Source organism: Flavobacterium sp. (genome assembly GCF_030146175.1).
Taxonomy (GTDB): domain Bacteria; phylum Bacteroidota; class Bacteroidia; order Flavobacteriales; family Flavobacteriaceae; genus Flavobacterium.
In genome coordinates, this window is record NZ_JASLCE010000033.1 from 15,952 (window position 1) to 33,822 (window position 17,871).

Genomic DNA, 17,871 nt, shown 5'->3' on the forward strand with positions numbered 1-17,871 from the left:
AATATGAAAAAGATAACAATTTATACAATAGCAGCGGTATTCATGATCGGATCCGTTTTTACAAGTTGCGATTCGGTTAAAAACGCAAATAATACCCAAAAAGGTGCCGGTATTGGTGCTGTAGCCGGTGCGGTTTTAGGTGGTGTACTTGGAAACAATATCGGTAAAGGTGGAAATGGTGCATTAGGTGCGGTTCTTGGTGGTGTTGTTGGTGGTGTTGCCGGTGGTGTTATCGGAAACAAAATGGACAAACAGGCTCGTGAAATCGAACAGGCTGTACCCGGTGCTGAAGTAGAGAGAGTTGGAGAAGGTATTAAATTGGTATTGGGCGAAAATGCTGTTCGTTTTGATACTAACAAATCTACCCTGACAGCTTCTGCCAAAGCAAACCTTGATAAATTGGTTCCGGTTTTTCAAAGCTATGCCGATACGGATATCGTAATTTACGGTTATACCGATAATACCGGTAAAGTAGAGTACAACCAGTCGTTGTCTGAGCAAAGAGCGGCTTCTGTAAAAAGTTACCTGGCTGGAAAAGGTTTGTCTTCCAATCGTTTTAAAGTATCCGGAATGGGTATTGCCGATCCGATTGCAACAAACGATACTCCGGAAGGACGAAGCAAAAACCGTCGTGTTGAGTTTGCTATCACAGCAAATGAGAAAATGGTTCAGGATGCTAAAAAACAAGGCGGAAATTAATTTCCAAATGATATAAAAGATAAAAAGACTGTCGAAACGACAGTCTTTTTTAGTTTATGCTAGGATCAAAGTGTTTCAATAAATTGCTTTGCGGCATTTAATGTCAGTTCCGGAGCTTCCTTATGCGGAGTATGACCAATATTCGGAATAAGATACTGTTCCGATCGTCCCGAAACCAGACTGATGGTTTTGGTAACCTGATCCAGTGTGCCGTATTCATCGGCTTCTCCCTGAATAAACAAGAGCGGACAACGTATTGCGGATACTAATTTTTCGATGTTCCAATTTCTAAAATCGTCACGAGTCCAGGTTAATGTCCAGGCTTTAAACAGCGTGTCCACCTTATCGCCGTGGTATTTCTGCAAACGAACCGCTAAGTCAGTAGTGGTATAGGCTTCCATCGCTTCGCGGATTCCTTTTAAGGTGACTTCTTCTACAAAAATATGAGCCGCTTCACAAATCACGGCTTTGATGCGTTCCGGATAGTTACTGGCGGTAATCAGTGCAATCGAACCACCATCGCTATGTCCGAATAAAATAGCTTGATCAATTTCTAAATGAGCGAGTAATTCGTTTAAGACAGTGGCTTCTTCTGTCAGATAATCAACCGGTCTTTCGTGTGTTGGCATTGGAGCCGATTTGCCATATCCAAGCCGATCGTAAACCAATACGTTGCATTGCGTGGTTTCAGCTAGTTTTTCTGGAAAATCCCGCCAAAGTTGTATGCAGCCCAGAGAGTCGTGTAAAAATACAAGGGTAGGGCGGTTGGGATGGTTATTTCGATAATGGATATAAAGGTTTTGTCCATTTATGTCAATCTGAGCAGAAGTGGTATTTGGTGTCATGAATTTGATAAGCTAAAAGGGTTATTGTTCGCTTTTATTGTTTTACTTTTTTTAAAATTAGCCAGGTTGAGGTATGTAATAGCGCCCAACATTACAATAATACCTTGTATTTGTACAAAAGTAATATTTTCTCCCAGTATAATATGGGCACAGAAGACCGCTACGGGTAATTCAAGGGTTAGAAGTATGGAACTTAAACTGGCTCCGATTTTGGGCATTCCGATACTAAAACATACCGGTGGGATAACAGTGCCAAAAATAGCGAGGAATAGTCCCCATTGAAGTAAACCATAGTTTAAATGAGTACTCATGAGTATGGATTTTAAATTGATCATAAATATAATCGTGGCAGATCCGGTCATCATTAACGCGCTTTTTTCGAATACAGGCGTTTCTTTTCCGAGTTGACTGGTGAAGATTACGGATAAACTATAAATAACAGCCGATAATAAACCTAATACAATACCAGTTAGTGAAATATTGAGTCGTCCGATTGTTAAGAGATTTCCAGCGAGGATAGTTCCTATAATGATAAAAATTGTAGCTATTGTGGTGGAGCGGGAAGGCCGCTTTTTAAAAAAGAACCATTCTGTAATACTACTGATCCAGGTGATTTGCATGAGCAGAACAATAGCCAGTGAAGCCGGAATATAGGAAACGGACAGGTAATAGATATACGCGGAAAGCCCGATTGAAGTTCCGGCAACTAATAATCTCCAGTTTTGTATAATAGGAGTGGATCTATTTGTAAGCCGTCGGAACAAAACAATACCCCATAGCAGGAGCGCACCTAAAAAGGCTTGTGCCAGTGTAATTTCGCCGGCTGTGTAACCTTGACTATAAGCAATCTTGGCAAACGAAGCCAGCATACCATAGCTGATGGCGCCAAGTGCAACAATTAGAACATGCTTAATCATAAAAATAATTATTTGGTGTTTTGTCCGTACAAATCTATATATATGAAGAATATGTTTCTATTTTTTATTTTAAATGCGTAAATAGTCCTTAAAATTGTTTTATTTGTTGTTTTTTGTTCGATATAAATTGTTTTTTTGTAATTTGTACGGAAAAAATCCAATGGACGAATTGAGTAAGCAGGAAATTGAACTGTTGCGAATATTGCAAAAGAATGCGCGATTTGATATAACGGATCTTACCGAACGACTAAATATGTCGCGTACTTCGGTTTATGACCGAATCAAAAAACTGGAAAACGAAGGCTATATTAAAAACTATGCTGCCATCATTGATCATAAAAAAGTAGGACTCAACTTTATTGTAATTGTAACCGTTTCCTTAAACAGTCAGCGGTTGGATTATGTAGAAGAGTTTTCAAAACAAGTGGCGCAGCTTGATGAGGTTGTGGAAGCCTATGTAACCGGAGGGATTTTTGATTATATTCTGAAAGTAGTGGTTAAAGACCCGGAGGCGTTTAATGATTTTATCGCAACGAAATTATCGGTAATCCCCAATATCAGTAAAATTAAAAGTTCGTTTGTGATGAACTATATTAAACAATCGACCGTATTACCGATCTGATGACTTTCCAAAACCACCTTCCATATCCTGAAAAGCCCATTGCGCCATCGCTTCAATAACCGGTAATAAACCAATTCCGGCATTACTCAGTCGGTAAGTAACAAAAGGTGGAACAACCGGTTTGGCTTCGCGGATTACCAGATTGTCGGTTTCCAGTTGTTTTAAATGCTGGATGAGCATTTTTTCGGTAATGGCCGGTATCGCTCTTTTTAGTTCACTATAGCGTTTGTCGCCTTTGGAAAGATGGTACAGAATAATTGGTTTCCAGTAACCGCCAATGCGTTCCATCACATAACTCACCGGGCATTGTTCCAAAGCATAACGCTTGTTTTCCTGTATTGTCGATGTTTCTTTAATCGCTGTCATAATACATACTTTAGGGTAAGTACTTGTGTAAAAGTAAGTGCAAATATACCTTTGTCTTGTCAAATTAAAAAACAATTCACATGAAAATAACAGTCTCAGGTTCTTTAGGGAACATCGGAAAACCATTAACTACAAAATTAGTAGCAGCCGGACATGATGTAACGGTAATCAGTAGTGCAGCGGATCGAAAAGAAGCGATCGAAAAATTAGGAGCAAATGCAGCGATCGGATCGGTAAGTGATGCCAATTTCTTAAAAGAAGCGTTTACCGAAGCAGATGCCGTTTTTGTCATGACACCACCCAATATGGGCGGTGCCAATATTATCGCAAATACTACCGAAGCCGGAAAAGCGTTTGCTTCCGCGATCATTGCATCGGGTGTAAAACGCGTGGTTATGTTGAGCAGTATCGGTGGGGATTTGCCAACCGGAAACGGGCCGATCACCGGATTGCATAACATCGAGAAAATATATAACGAATTGGAATCGGTTTCCGTAACCTTTCTACGTGCCGGTTTATTCTTCACCAATTTTTATAACGATGTGCCGTTGATCAAAGGAATGGGAATTATGGGTGCGAATTATCCGGGTGCTATTCGTGTGCCGTTTGTATATCCGGGCGATATCGCAACCGCTGCGGCTGAAGAATTGCAAAAAAGCAGTACCGGTAAAAATGTCCGCTATATTGTGAGTGATGTCCGTACGCCAAATGAAGCAGCTCGGATATTAGGAACGGCGATCGGAAATCCGGAATTGCCTTGGGTTGAATTTACAGACGAACAGGCTTTACAGGGAATGCAACAGGCCGGACTTCCGGAAGAAGTGGCGCAATTGTATACCGAAATGGGTTCCGGTTTCCGAAATGGAACGATTCCGGCCGATTTCGAACGCAATGGTTCGCCGGTAGACGGGCAAACGAAACTGGAAGATTTTGCGACGATTTTTGCTGCCGGTTTTTAAGAATAACGAAATCGGAATGAACAGACCTGACCCGTTTTCATAACCGGTCAGGTCTTGTTTTTAGGATTCTGTTGTTCAATTTTTATGAAAGATATTTAACAAATATTTTGTTTATTTTTTGGATTACCGCATCAATCGCTTTGTAACTTTACAAAACCTTAAATATAATTTGATTATGGCGGTGACGAAAAGAACCAACGGAAAAAAAGAATCCGTTACAGAAGATACGATTATTACCAATTATATGAACCAGGTTCTGGAAAAACATCAGGAACCGGTGAGTGTGTTTCACTTTTGCAAGGAAAACAAAATTGATGAAACTGCATTTTACAGTTTCTTTCCGTCACTGGACGGAATCCGGGAAACCATTTGGATCAAGTTGTTCGAAAATGCAGTGATAAGCCTTAAAAATGACGAGGCCTTTGCAACCTATTCCAATCGGAATAAATTACTGGCATTGTATTTTACTTTTTTTGAAATTCTGACTTTAAACAGAAGTTATGTCTACTTTGTACTAAAGGAAAACGAAAAGGGTTTACATAATCTGAAACAACTGCGCAAACTCCGCAATCGATTTAAAAAGTTCCTTAAAGAAGAAATACAGGCGCAGTTTGCCGATAAACATGAAAAAATCGATAAGGTGGCCAAACCGATATTGACGGAAGCCGCCTGGGTACAATTCCTGTTTATTCTGAAGTTTTGGATAGACGATACATCGGTTGGTTTCGAAAAAACGGATATCATGATCGAAAAAGCGGTAAAAGCAGCATTCGATGTGTTGGATACAACCCCGTTGGAAAGCCTTTTCGACCTCGGCAAGTTTGTCTGGAAAGAAAGATTTAACTAGATCCTCCCTCAAAATCGTTTGACCTTATGAAAACACTCAATAAAATCCCGACAAACAAAATGGAACGGGCAGGAGCGCTCGTGAAAACAGGTTTAAAAGTGGGCGGAAATTACCTGGCCTATTATGGTGAAAAAATGGTAAATCCGACACTTTCCAAAGACAAACTCAACGAAAATAATGCGGAGGATATCTACGATGGATTGAAAAATCTGAAAGGTAGTGCGTTAAAAGTAGCGCAGATGCTCAGTATGGAAAAAAACATCATGCCGAAAGCGTATGTTGAAAAATTTTCACTGGCACAATTTTCCGTTCCGCCATTATCGGCACCGTTGGTTCGCAAAACGTTTAAAAAATATCAGGGCGAATACCCGGAAACCTTATACGATACCTTTACACCCGATTCGGTCAATGCGGCAAGCATCGGTCAGGTGCATAAAGCAACAAAAAACGGAAAAAAACTGGCCGTAAAAATTCAGTATCCCGGTGTAGCCGACAGTATTAGTTCGGATCTGGCCATTGTAAAGCCGTTTGCCATTAAAATGTTTAACCTACAGGGAAAGGATTCGGATAAATATTTTAAGGAAGTAGAACAAAAACTGCTGGAAGAAACCGACTATAAACTGGAATTAAAACAGGGAATGGCGATTGCCAAAGCCTGTTCGGCTATAGAAAATCTGAAATTTCCGGGCTATTATCCGGAATGGTCATCCGAAAAAATCATTACGATGGATTGGATGGAAGGACAACATTTGTCGGAGTTCGCTGTCAGTAATAGTGATCCACAACAAGGAGATCGCATCGGACAGGCCTTGTGGGATTTCTATATGTTTCAGATGCATACTTTAAAACAGGTACATGCCGATCCGCATCCCGGGAATTTTCTGGTGGATGCCGAAGCGAATCTGATTGCTATCGACTTCGGTTGTATCAAGCAAGTACCGGAAGATTTTTATATCCCATATTTTGAACTGGCCCGACCTGAGGTGATCAACCATCCGGTGCTATTCCGCGAAAAATTATTTGAACTTGAAATCCTCCGCCCGGATGATACACCTGAAGAAATTGCTTATTTCTCAGAATTGTTTCACCAGTTGCTAAGTCTGTTCACGCAACCTTTTCACGGAGATTATTTCGATTTTTCCAATGCGGAATTTTTTGAAAATATCGCCAAAATGGGGGAAGCTTTTTCGAAAGATACCCAATTACGGAAAATGAATGGTAACCGCGGATCAAAACACTTCTTGTATATCAACCGTACTTTTTTTGGACTGTACAACCTGTTGCACGACCTTAAAGCACGGATTGATACCCGAAATTTTGAAAAATATCAAATCTCCTAAAAGGATTACCGCTGTCTTCCTGTTGTTGGATAAGGAAACTTTGTAATTTTGTGCCTCTAAAAAATAAGAATGCTACACGTAAAAAATATTTCGTTCGGTTATAACGAAAAAACGATAATTAAGAATATCGATTTTACCATAGAAAAGGGACAGCATATTGCGGTTATTGGTGAAAGCGGATGTGGAAAAAGTACCCTTTTAAAACTGATTTACGGGTTATACGATCTGGATGAAGGTCAGATTTTCTGGGGCGATACTCCGGTACTCGGACCGAAATACAATCTGGTAGCCGGTATGCCGTTTATCAAATACCTGGCTCAGGATTTTGATCTGATGCCGTATGTAACGGTGGCCGAAAATGTCGGGAAGTTTTTATCGAATTTCTACCCGGAGGAAAAGAAACAGCGCATTCAGGAGTTGTTGGAAATTGTGGAAATGACAGAATTTGCCAATGTAAAGGCAAAATACCTGAGTGGCGGTCAGCAGCAACGTATCGCGCTGGCACGGGTATTGGCGTTGGAACCGGAAGTGATGTTGCTGGATGAGCCGTTTAGTCATATTGATAATTTTAGAAAAAATGCCCTACGACGCAATTTGTTTGCCTATCTGAAAGCCAAAAAAATTACCTGTATTGTGGCAACACACGATAGTACGGATGCCTTGTCTTTTGCCGATGAAACTTTTGTGTTATTCGACGGTGAAATTGTAGACCGCGGGCCTTCGACGATCATTTATAATAATCCGGTAAATAAATATACCGCTTCGCTTTTTGGTGAGGTTAACGAACTGAAGTTGTCGGATATCGTAGAAGTCGAAGGTGAAGATGAGGTGGTATTGTTGTATCCGCATCAATTGCGGGTTGTGGAAAGCGGAAAAATGAAAGTACTGGCCAAGCAATCGTATTATAAAGGAAGTCACTATCTGATTAAAGGTATTTTTGACCGGAAAGTGATCTTTTTTGAACACGATACAGCACTGGAAAACAATGAGGAAGTAACCTTAATGATCAGCTAAATAATATACGATGCCAAGAGAAGATAGCTTAATGCGGCAAATTAGCGAACTCGGATTTGCTTTAAAACGATTGATGGAACGAATGAAGGGCGGAGGATCCGGTGGCGGACTTACGTTGGATTCGGATCCGGTCGATAACGCACTGACGGAAGAAATGGGTTTTGGACGGGATACATTATTACAGGTAGCACCGGAAAATATCATTTCCTTCTTATTGGAAAACCCGGGATTTTCGGCGGACAATCTGGAACTTTTTGCCGATTATCTAACGCAAATTGGCCAGGGAAAAGACTATCAGGAAAATCTCTATCGGAAAGCTGTTGTCATCTATGACTATGTGAATAAAGCTACCGCTACTTTTTCGATGGAACGACAAAATAAAATACAAGCGATTCGGTCGAAATTAAAATAAAGAAAGCCTAATTTGTTAGGCTTTTTTTTATGATAAAAAGTAGCGGACGTCGTTTTTTAAGTGATGTTAAAAAATGATCTTGTTTTTAAAATATTGTTATAAAAATATTTTTTTCGTATTTTTGGTAAAGACAGAATTTTAAAATGAAGGAGTTATGCAAGAGTTAAAATTTAAAATATCACCGGGAACAATACGGAAAGTCAATCGTATGCTTATTGCTAATAATGATGTTTGTTTGGAAAATGCCGGAAATTATAGAGGAGTGATTACTGTCAAAACCATTATAAATGGAATTGTCAGGATTAGAGAGATCAGTAGAGCGGAAATTAATGAAGCATATGGGAAATCTCTAAAGGAATATGCAGCGAAATTATAATTACATTTATTCCAAACTGGTAGAAGGAGATACGGATCTTATTGGGCATATTGCTTACTCATTCTATAAGAAGGGTAAAGTTGAATATATTGAAAAACAGGAACAGATAGGAAATTGTCTTACCGATACGGATTTAATAGCATTTAATGATTTTTCGTCTTCCGATTGTACCATTCAAAGTTATAGAGCGAAAGCAGAGTGTACGCTCCAAGGGTTTATTGATAATCTACTTCAAGAAGAACTAAAAAATTATGACGGACAGGTTGCAAGTCGGCAAACGGAAATATTGAAAGACATTATAAAGCCGCTTGTACCTTCCTTTTGGAATACTATTGCAATTGGAGTAATCAGTTCTTTTGCATTTGCCCTTTTAATCGTCATTTTTGCAGTAATTGCAGAATATGGAAATAATGTCGTTACTATTAATGTTGTAAAAACACAAACTAAAATCCAGAGCGAAAAATAACAATACTTCGGTACAATAAAAAAATCCCTCCTGTAACAAGGAGGGATTTTTAGGATTAATTTTTAAGATATTTTTCTAGGAATTGATCCTGTTCCCATAACAAATGGAAAATATTTTCTTTGGCTACATAACCATGAGATTCTTTCGGTAGAATTACCATTCTTGCCGGTGCTCCCAAACCTTTTAATGCCTGGAAATAACGTTCCGTTTGTAACGTAAATGTTCCCGGGTTGTTATCGGCTTCACCGTGAACCAATAAAAGAGGTGTTTTCATTTTTTCGGCATTCATAAACGGAGACATCTCGTTATAAATGTTTGGTACTTCCCAATAGTTACGTTGCTCGCTTTGGAACCCAAAAGGAGTTAGTGTTCGGTTGTAGGCACCACTACGGGCGATACCACAAGCAAACAAGTTGGAATGCGTTAATAAGTTCGCCGTCATAAAGGCACCATAGGAATGTCCGCCAACAGCAACTTTTTTACGGTTGATATATCCCAATTTGTCCACGGCATCAATTGCTGCTTCGGCATTGGCTACCAATTGCGGAATAAAAGTATCGTTCGGTTCGGTTTTTCCTTCTCCAACAATCGGGAAAGCGGCATCATCCAAAACGGCATATCCTCGGGTTACCCAATAAATAAACGATCCGTAGTATGGGAAGGTAAACTCATTCGGGTTGGACGAACTTTGTCCGGCGCTGTTTTTGTCTTTGTATTCGGTTGGATACGCCCAAATCAGTAACGGTAGTTTGTCTTTTTTAGCCGTACGGTCATAACCTGCCGGTAAGTATAGCGTACCGGATAATTCCACTCCGTCTTTACGTTTGTATTTGATCACTTCTTTATAGACGTTTTTAATACTTTCAAACGGATTGGCAAAATCGGTTACCTGTGTTAACTGGTTTTTCTTTTTGATGTTGCGGAAGTAATAGTTCGGGAATTCACTTTTGGATTGGATTTGTACCAAAACATCCCCTTTTTTAAAGTCTTCTATAGAAAAAATGCTCTCCATTTTATCGGTATAAGCCGATTGGTACAAACGTTTTGTCTTTAAGGTTTTGATGTTAAACTCGTCGATAAAAGGAAACTGTCCGTTTTTGGTGTAACCGGCACCGATTAAAAAGGCATTGTCGTTTTCCAGTGCCAAAACGCGTTTGCCGTAATTGTTTTTAACGGTTTCAAAATTCCCCGGATCGGAATAAATATCCTGTTCGTTTCGATCCCAGATTACTTTTGGTGTTTCCGATGGATTCGATGGGTTGATCAGGTAGGTTTTGGTATTACGCGTATCATACCAGCTGTCGGATACAATGGCGATTTTGTCGTTACCCCAAATGATATCGCTAAAACGCTGTTGTGTTTTTACTAATGGTGTTGGATTGGATGTAAAAGGTGCCGACCATAAATACAACTGATCGCGGAAATCGACCTTGTTTTCCGGATTTCCTTCATCCAATGCTTCGGCAAAGAAAAGTGTCGCCGGAGCATCGTTTCTCCAGTTCATACTTCTTTTTCCTTTACGTACAGCCATAAAACCTTTTGGCATGATCTCCGTTAACGGAACTTCATTTACCACTTTAACTTCTTTTCCAGTTGCATCATAAACGGTTGTTTTTTGCGGGAAACGGTTTAGGGGTACGATATACGAAAACGGTTTTTGAAGGACTGTTACCAATAGGTAATTTCCGTCCGGTGAAAACGTTTCTCCGGCATACATATCGGCTGCTTTAAAAAGACTGCTCTTGCCATCCAGTCCGATACGGTATAATTCCGAAGTAGTGATGTTTTCGAAGTTGGCTTCATCGGTTCTGTTTTTCAACAAATCCTGATATGTTCTGTTTTGAGAAACTTTTCCTTCACTGGTCGATACAATCGGACCGTTTGGTAAGTCTTTTTTAGCATCGATTAAAGCCGGTCTGTTTTTCGGTAACATTTTTACCAAAAGACTTTGTCCGTCGCGGAACCAATTCACTGGATTTCCAAGATTGGCATTCAGATTGGCTTCGGTTAGTTTTGTAGCTTTAGCCGTTGCAATATCCAGAATCCATAATTCTACTCCCTTGTCAGTGGTATGAGTAAAAGTCATTTTTTTCTCATCCGGCGACCAGGAAAGGTTGCTTATTTTTGGATTTTGCGGTAAACCTTGTACCTGTATTATGTTTTTATCCTTAATACGGCGCACTTTAATGTTGTTCATATAGGTAACCGTACTCGAAATATTGGTTACCGGGTTGATACGCAAACCGCCCAGACGTAGTTCTTCCTGGTTGAGGTCGTCCAGACTTTTGTAGGTGTTGCGATAGGTGAGTAGCATCCATTCTTTTTTGGTATCCATGATAACGGAGGGCGCTCTCTCAAAATCGGCCAACTGTAAGATACTGGCTGGCGGCTTTTGGTAGGTGGTGTTTTCCTGTGCGAATAGGGGAGTGATTCCCAATAGCACAAATAAAACCGATTTGTACATTACTTTCATATTCGTGTTACGATTAATAGTGATTTATAACTTACGAAGATTTCGTCTAAAAGATTGGTCTACGATGAACCACTCTTGTTACAAAAGTGCTGTAAGTTTTAAGAAAAAAGAAGGTTGTTGATGCTAACGGTCTGAGATTGTGCAAAAAATAAAAGGATAAGGTGACAAGTTTTTTTATAATTTGTAAATTTGCATCCCTGTTTTTAATAAAAAAATAAAAAAATGTATCAGTCAAGAATTTCAGGATTAGGCTATTACGTTCCCGATAATGTGGTAACGAATGATGATTTGTCAAAAATTATGGATACCAACGACGAGTGGATCCAGGAGCGAACCGGTATTCAGGAGCGACGCCATGTAATTAGAGGAGAAGATACCACCACAACGATGGGCGTTAAAGCCGCTAAAATTGCAATCGAACGTTCCGGTGTGGCTAAAGAAGATATTGATTTTGTAGTTTTCGCAACTTTAAGTCCGGATTATTATTTTCCGGGACCGGGTGTTGCCGTACAAAGAGATCTTGGATTGCGCACGGTGGGTGCTTTGGATGTGCGGAATCAATGTTCCGGATTTGTATATGCACTTTCGGTAGCCGATCAGTTTATCAAAACCGGTATGTATAAAAATATATTGATCATTGGTTCTGAAGTACATTCTACCGGATTGGACATGACCACCAGAGGTCGCGGGGTATCGGTGATTTTTGGTGATGGTGCCGGAGCTGCGGTTTTAAGCCGAAGCGAAACGCCGGGCAAAGGTGTATTGTCAACGCATTTGCATTCTGAAGGCGAGCACGCCGACGAATTGGTGTTAAAAGCACCGGGAATGGGACAACGTTGGGTAACGGATATTTTAGCGGATAACGATCCGAACGATGAAAGTTACTATCCGTATATGAACGGACAATTTGTGTTTAAAAATGCAGTGGTTCGTTTTAGCGAAGTGATCATGGAAGGATTACAGGCCAACAATCTACAGGTATCCGATATCGATATGTTGATTCCGCATCAGGCAAACCTGAGAATTTCACAGTTTATTCAACAAAAATTCAAACTCACCGACGATCAGGTTCATAACAACATCCAGAAATATGGAAATACAACCGCTGCCTCGATTCCGATCGCTTTGACCGAAGCCTGGGAACAAGGGAAAATCAAAGACGGCGATACGGTAGTATTGGCAGCTTTTGGTAGCGGATTTACCTGGGCAAGTGCAATTATTAAATGGTAATTGGAGATAAACTTTTAATTTTCAATAAAATAGTGTAAATTATACAGCGGTTTCGAACAATGTTTCACTTAACACGATTGTACAATGAAGCACAAGACCATTTATAACAAAGGGCAGGCACAGCTTTTTAAAAATAAATACCTGGAGATGCTCACCAAAACGCATCCGGCCGTAATTTGGGGTATGTATATCCCGATATTAGCCGGATTGTTGTTTGTAGCAAATCAGCGGTATCATATAGAAGTCCGGAATGTCATTTTCCTTTTTTTCGGGGGAATGCTGTTCTGGACTTTTTTTGAATATATCGCACACCGATACCTGTTTCATTTTATTTCCGACAATCCGCGGATGAAACGGGTTTCCTATGTATTACACGGCAATCATCACGAATATCCGCGCGACCGGGAACGCTTGTTTATGCCGCCGGTACCCAGTCTGATTCTGGCAACGGCATTGTTTTTACTGCATTATCTTTTTCTGTGGGACTATACCTGGGCTTTTTTTCCGGGGTTTATGTTTGGCTATTTGTTATATGCCTCCATGCATTATGCGATTCATGCCTATGCACCGCCTTTTAAGTTTATGAAACCGCTATGGCGCAATCATCATTTGCATCATTATAAAGATGAACATTTGGGTTTTGGGGTGAGCAATACGTTTTGGGATCGCCTTTTCGGAACCATGTTCGATCTGACAAAAAATGCCGAGGATCCGGAAAAAACAAAAGCGCTGCAATTTGAGAAGAAAAAAATAGAATGAAAAAACCCCGAATATACTTCGGGGTTCCTCAAACAAATTATAATAAAAATCTAAAACTTTTGGATTATTAGAACATACCACCACTACTTTGTTTGGTGTTGTCCTCACGTTGTTTACGTTGTAAAGCTCTATTTTTTCCACCACCGAACATATAGTTAAATCCTACGAACAATGATTGACTTTCCCAACGGAATTCTCCTTCACCCGGATAAGGGTTCTGGCTTTCGAATCCGTATTTCATCGTTTTAAAGATATCGTTGAAACGGATGCTTAAAGATGCTTTGTTTTCCCAGAAACTGTAACGGGTTCCCGCATCGATTTTATACATGGCTTTGCTGTTTGCCTGAACACCATCTACCGGTCCTCTGTAGAATCCGAATAGCGAAAAACGCAGACTTTTTGAAGCTTTAAAGTTGTTGTTTAAACGGGCATTAAAAGCTGCCGCATCAATCTGTTTTAAGGTGTAATCGAAATCTCCGGTTACGTCATTTTTAATCGCTACAACACCTTTCTGACGAATGTTTGAGAAGTCGATACTTGGCTGAACATCCCACCATGAATTGAATTTATAGTTGGCCGAAACTTCAAAACCGTATGCTAAATTTTTGTCAAAGTTGGTATAACTCATGATGATTTTTTTGGTACTCGGATCGGCATTGGGATCCGGATAGAATGTACGGGTAATCTCATCGTGAATATCACGGTAATATACTCCGGCTGTTACCGAACCGTTTTTCAGCATTCGGGTATAGTTTAATTCTACCGAGTTTGTAAATTGTGGAACCAATTCCGGGTTACCAATTGACGTTACCCTTGGAGTACTGAATTCACGGATTGGCTTGGTTTGTTCCACACTCGGACGATCTACTCTACGGCTCATACTAATCTGGAATTGATTTGTATCAGTTGGTGAATACGTAAAGTAAGCCGATGGATAAACGGTGATATAGTCGTTTTTAAACGGTGCATTCTCTCCGTTTTGAAAATAATCCGCCTGAACTTTATAACTCTCCAAACGTGCGCCTAACTGGTAGCTGAATTTTTTAAACTTCTGACCAAAAGTGGTGTAGAAGGAGTAAATATCCACATCATAATTAAAGTTCGCATTTGGTGTGTTTAAACGGGACGTCAGGTAATTATTGTCCGTACGCATTAAACGCGCTTCAGCTCCCATTTCCAAAGTCGATTTCTCGTTTAACGGGTTCACATAATCCACGTTGATAATCGTACTGTTACGGTTGTCTTTTACATAATCGGCATAGGGACTTAAACCACCACCCATAGGGTTAAAAGAAGCATCTTGGTTACTTTTGGTGTGATTGTAGTTTGCTTCCACATCCAAAGTATGTCCTTCTTTTGCGAATAGGTGTTTGAAAGCCAGGTTATACGTACTGTTGACATTATCCGTGTCATAAATGTCTTTCTGTGTGATATTATTGGCCGAATTCGGGAATATTAAGTCAGTGCGTACATTGCCTAAACCGCTTGTAAAGCTTTGGTTGGTATAGGCTGAAATGGTGTTTTTATCGTTGATATAAAAATCCATTCCCGCTTTAAACATATGGGTTTTGTTATCGTTACTGATGTCAAAAAGTTGTAGGGAGTTGTCGTCAAATTGTTTGATTTCACCTTCGTTTAAACGTTCTCCCAAAGTATTGCCATAGGTTCCGAAAAAGTTCACTTTTCCACTGCGGTAGTTCATGTCCAGCGTATTGTTGTACTTAGGTACGTCACCAAAAGTGATACCGGTATTAAAGTTTCCGTTAAAACCATTGTTGGAGTTTTTGTGCAATACGATATTGATGATACCGGACATTCCTTCCGGATTGTATTTTGCCGATGGATTAGTGATCAACTCAATTTTTTTAATTGAAGTTGATGGAATTTGCTTTAATAACTGAGAAGCATCCATATTGGTCGGTTTTCCATCTACCAATACACGTACGTTTTCGTTTCCGCGCAGGGAAATTTTTCCGTCCTGATCTACGTTTACCGATGGGATATTGTTCATGATATCCGATGCAGTAGCGCCGGCAGTAGTAAGATCACGGCCCACGTTCACGACTTTTCGGTCAATTTTCTGTTCGATGGTAGAACGTTCGGCTACTACGGTAACGCCTTCCAGTTGTTTGGCTTCCGGTTCAAAGGCAATAGTACCCAATGCAACGGTTTTATTTTCCGGTGTAATGGTTATCGATCGTGTCAGGGTTTTGTAACCCATATACTGAATTTCCAAAACATACGATTTTGGCGCCAGTCCGCCAATAGTGAACGAACCGTTGTCTTCTGTAATACCTCCGGTAACCACTTTATTGTTTTCTTTAATGGCAATGGTGGCATACGATATCGGTTCTTTTGAAGCCTTATCAACCACCTTACCCGTGACAGATCCCTGGGTTTGGGCGTAAAGATTACCGATAGCGGCAAGCATACAGATTAAGAATAGTTTTAGTTTCATGTTTGATTGTTTTTCTAATTGATGACTATTTTCCGGGGGCAAATGTATCGTAATATTCTGGTTGTTTGTATAGCAAAGTACTATTTATAACAGGTTTAAATAGGAGTTGCCACAAAACCCGGAAATGGATACAATCAATAGACAGAAAAAAACAGGTTTTGTTACAAAAAAAACGTAAAAAATATGGAAATAAGCGAAGGGAAATATAAAGACTTGAAAATCAATAGTTATTTTTGTTATTTTCAAATTTACAAATTACTGAATTAAACGTATCTTTGCACGCTTAAAAATAAAATCACCATGACATTATCACAAATTCTTACGCCTCCTATACAAAAAGCGATTCAGGCTTTATTTGATGTTACACTCGAAAAAGTTGAATTTCAGGTAACACGCAAGGAGTTTGAAGGCGATATTACAATGGTAATTTTTCCGCTTTTAAAATTAGTGAAAAGTAACCCGGTAGAACTGGGAACGAAAATAGGACAATACCTGGTAGATAATACCGAAGAGGTAGTGCGTTTTAACGTGGTTTCAGGATTCCTGAATATCGTGATTGACGATGTTTACTATTTGAATTTTTTCAACACGATAAAAAATGATGAACAGTATGGTTTTTGCTCGCCTAAAGAAGGCGATAAAGCCATAATGGTAGAATATTCATCGCCAAATACAAACAAACCGTTGCATTTAGGCCACGTTCGTAATAACCTGTTAGGGTATTCGGTTGCTGAAATCTTAAAAGCATCCGGTAAAAAAGTATATAAAACACAAATCATCAACGATAGAGGAATCCATATTTGTAAGTCGATGTTGGCCTGGCAAAAATTTGGTCAGGACCAAACTCCGGAAAGTACCGGATTAAAAGGCGACAAACTGGTAGGAAATTTTTATGTGACGTTTGATAAAGAATATAAACAACAGATTGCGGCGTTAATGGCTGAAGGCAAAACAGAAGAAGAAGCCAAAAAACAGGCTCCGATAATTCTGGAAGCTCAGGACATGCTACGCAAATGGGAAGCTGGTGATGCTGAAGTTGTAGCACTTTGGAAAAAAATGAACCAATGGGTGTACGACGGATTTGCGGTGACGTACAAAAATCTGGGTGTTAATTTCGATAAAGAATATTTTGAAAGCAATACGTACCTGCTTGGAAAAGATGTGGTACAAATGGGCTTGGAAAAAGGCGTTTTCTATAAAAAAGATGACGGATCGGTTTGGATCGATCTTACTGCCGACGGACTGGATGAAAAACTGGTATTGCGTTCGGATGGTACAGCCGTTTATATGACACAGGATATCGGAACCGCGATTCAGCGTGTAAAAGATTTCCCGGATGTAGGCGGAATGGTATATACCGTAGGAAACGAACAGGATTACCACTTTAAAGTATTATTCCTGATCCTGAAAAAATTAGGCTTTGATTGGGCTGAAAGTTTGTACCATTTGTCCTATGGAATGGTTGAATTGCCTTCCGGAAAAATGAAATCCCGTGAAGGAACAGTAGTGGATGCGGATGATTTAATGGAAGAAATGACCACAACGGCACAATCCATCTCAGAAGAATTAGGAAAACTGGATGGTTATACCGATGCCGAAAAAGCAGCACTTTATAAAGTGATCGGAATGGGTGCGTTAAAATATTTTATGCTAAAAGTGGATCCGAAAAAGAGCATGTTGTTTAATCCGAAAGAATCTGTGGATTTTGCCGGAAACACAGGTCCTTTTATTCAGTACGCTTATGCCCGTATTCAATCCATTTTGAGAAAAGCAAGTTTTAGCCTGGACGAAATAGTAAGTATTGAATTACACGAAAAAGAAAGAGAACTTGTTAAACAGATCGCGTTATATCCGGAAGTGATCCAAAATGCGGCTTCGCATCATAGTCCGGCGTTAATTGCAAATTATATCTATGATCTGGTAAGAGAGTACAATTCGTTTTATCAATCGGTTTTAATTCTTGGAGAAGAAGACAACGAGAAAAAAGTATTCCGAGTACAATTATCTAAAAAAGTAGGAGAAATCATCGAATCGGCATTCAAACTTCTTGGTATTCAGGTACCGGAACGAATGTAATTCAGGATAAAC

The 17,871-nt window shown here is 39.7% G+C and carries 17 protein-coding genes; 12 read left to right on the forward strand and 5 right to left on the reverse strand.

Features of this window, described 5'->3' with window-relative positions:
• The first annotated feature begins 3 nt into the window (after window positions 1–3).
• Window positions 4–699, forward strand: a complete 696-nt coding sequence (locus Q1R07_RS03790; protein ID WP_136403155.1) for an OmpA family protein — start codon at window positions 4–6, stop codon at window positions 697–699.
• A 65-nt stretch (window positions 700–764) separates the two neighbouring features.
• On the opposite strand, the gene Q1R07_RS03795 is transcribed toward Q1R07_RS03790, so the two are convergent.
• Together Q1R07_RS03795 and Q1R07_RS03800 are read right to left on the reverse strand one after the other, a co-directional pair.
• Window positions 765–1,544 carry an alpha/beta hydrolase gene (locus Q1R07_RS03795; protein ID WP_300486157.1) on the reverse strand — a complete coding sequence of 260 codons (780 nt, stop codon included), beginning with the start codon at window positions 1,542–1,544 and terminating at the stop codon, window positions 765–767.
• A complete protein-coding gene (locus tag Q1R07_RS03800) occupies window positions 1,541–2,461 on the reverse strand; it encodes a DMT family transporter (RefSeq protein ID WP_300486159.1) in 921 nt (306 codons plus the stop codon). Before Q1R07_RS03800 ends, Q1R07_RS03795 begins: the two co-directional genes overlap by 4 nt.
• Before the next feature lie 160 nt (window positions 2,462–2,621).
• On the opposite strand from Q1R07_RS03800, the gene Q1R07_RS03805 reads away from it, so the two are divergent.
• Complete coding sequence (locus Q1R07_RS03805; protein WP_300486161.1) at window positions 2,622–3,083, forward strand: Lrp/AsnC family transcriptional regulator; 462 nt, start codon at window positions 2,622–2,624, stop codon at window positions 3,081–3,083.
• Here the strand turns inward: Q1R07_RS03805 and Q1R07_RS03810 are convergent.
• Window positions 3,072–3,449 (reverse strand): helix-turn-helix domain-containing protein, encoded by a 378-nt coding sequence (locus tag Q1R07_RS03810; RefSeq protein ID WP_300486163.1) that lies wholly within the window; start codon window positions 3,447–3,449, stop codon window positions 3,072–3,074. The two genes, Q1R07_RS03805 and Q1R07_RS03810, sit on opposite strands and share 12 nt — an antisense overlap.
• 80 nt (window positions 3,450–3,529) lie before the next feature.
• Here Q1R07_RS03810 and Q1R07_RS03815 point away from each other — a divergent pair, with 80 nt between their 5' ends.
• The 7 genes from Q1R07_RS03815 to Q1R07_RS03845 all read left to right on the forward strand — a co-directional run bounded on the left by Q1R07_RS03815 (window position 3,530) and on the right by Q1R07_RS03845 (window position 8,863).
• Window positions 3,530–4,408, forward strand: a complete 879-nt coding sequence (locus Q1R07_RS03815; protein WP_300486165.1) for an NAD(P)H-binding protein — start codon at window positions 3,530–3,532, stop codon at window positions 4,406–4,408.
• 175 nt (window positions 4,409–4,583) lie between these two features.
• Window positions 4,584–5,255, forward strand: coding sequence for a TetR family transcriptional regulator C-terminal domain-containing protein (locus tag Q1R07_RS03820; protein ID WP_300486167.1), 672 nt, complete (start codon window positions 4,584–4,586; stop codon window positions 5,253–5,255).
• A 26-nt stretch (window positions 5,256–5,281) separates the two neighbouring features.
• The gene (locus Q1R07_RS03825; protein WP_300486169.1) at window positions 5,282–6,595 is read left to right on the forward strand and encodes an AarF/UbiB family protein; all 1,314 of its coding nucleotides are present in this window, start codon (window positions 5,282–5,284) and stop codon (window positions 6,593–6,595) included.
• A 69-nt stretch (window positions 6,596–6,664) separates the two neighbouring features.
• Window positions 6,665–7,609, forward strand: coding sequence for an ABC transporter ATP-binding protein (locus Q1R07_RS03830; RefSeq protein WP_300486171.1), 945 nt, complete (start codon window positions 6,665–6,667; stop codon window positions 7,607–7,609).
• A gap of 10 nt (window positions 7,610–7,619) precedes the next feature.
• Window positions 7,620–8,021, forward strand: coding sequence for a hypothetical protein (locus tag Q1R07_RS03835; protein ID WP_300486173.1), 402 nt, complete (start codon window positions 7,620–7,622; stop codon window positions 8,019–8,021).
• Window positions 8,022–8,175: 154 nt separating this feature from the next.
• On the forward strand, window positions 8,176–8,397 hold the full coding sequence (locus Q1R07_RS03840) for a hypothetical protein (RefSeq protein WP_300486175.1): 222 nt from the start codon (window positions 8,176–8,178) through the stop codon (window positions 8,395–8,397).
• Window positions 8,381–8,863, forward strand: a complete 483-nt coding sequence (locus Q1R07_RS03845) for a hypothetical protein (protein ID WP_300486177.1) — start codon at window positions 8,381–8,383, stop codon at window positions 8,861–8,863. Before Q1R07_RS03840 ends, Q1R07_RS03845 begins: the two co-directional genes overlap by 17 nt.
• 55 nt (window positions 8,864–8,918) lie before the next feature.
• On the opposite strand, the gene Q1R07_RS03850 is transcribed toward Q1R07_RS03845, so the two are convergent.
• Window positions 8,919–11,336, reverse strand: coding sequence for a prolyl oligopeptidase family serine peptidase (locus Q1R07_RS03850; protein WP_300486179.1), 2,418 nt, complete (start codon window positions 11,334–11,336; stop codon window positions 8,919–8,921).
• A gap of 222 nt (window positions 11,337–11,558) precedes the next feature.
• Here Q1R07_RS03850 and Q1R07_RS03855 point away from each other — a divergent pair, with 222 nt between their 5' ends.
• Complete coding sequence (locus tag Q1R07_RS03855; protein WP_300486181.1) at window positions 11,559–12,566, forward strand: beta-ketoacyl-ACP synthase III; 1,008 nt, start codon at window positions 11,559–11,561, stop codon at window positions 12,564–12,566.
• A gap of 84 nt (window positions 12,567–12,650) precedes the next feature.
• Window positions 12,651–13,325 carry a sterol desaturase family protein gene (locus Q1R07_RS03860; RefSeq protein ID WP_300486182.1) on the forward strand — a complete coding sequence of 225 codons (675 nt, stop codon included), beginning with the start codon at window positions 12,651–12,653 and terminating at the stop codon, window positions 13,323–13,325.
• Window positions 13,326–13,392: 67 nt separating this feature from the next.
• Here the strand turns inward: Q1R07_RS03860 and Q1R07_RS03865 are convergent, their stop codons facing one another.
• A complete protein-coding gene (locus Q1R07_RS03865; RefSeq protein WP_300486183.1) occupies window positions 13,393–15,783 on the reverse strand; it encodes a TonB-dependent receptor in 2,391 nt (796 codons plus the stop codon).
• Window positions 15,784–16,083: 300 nt separating this feature from the next.
• On the opposite strand from Q1R07_RS03865, the gene argS reads away from it, so the two are divergent.
• Window positions 16,084–17,859 (forward strand): arginine--tRNA ligase, encoded by a 1,776-nt coding sequence (argS, locus tag Q1R07_RS03870; RefSeq protein WP_300486184.1) that lies wholly within the window; start codon window positions 16,084–16,086, stop codon window positions 17,857–17,859.
• The last annotated feature ends 12 nt before the right edge of the window (window positions 17,860–17,871 follow it).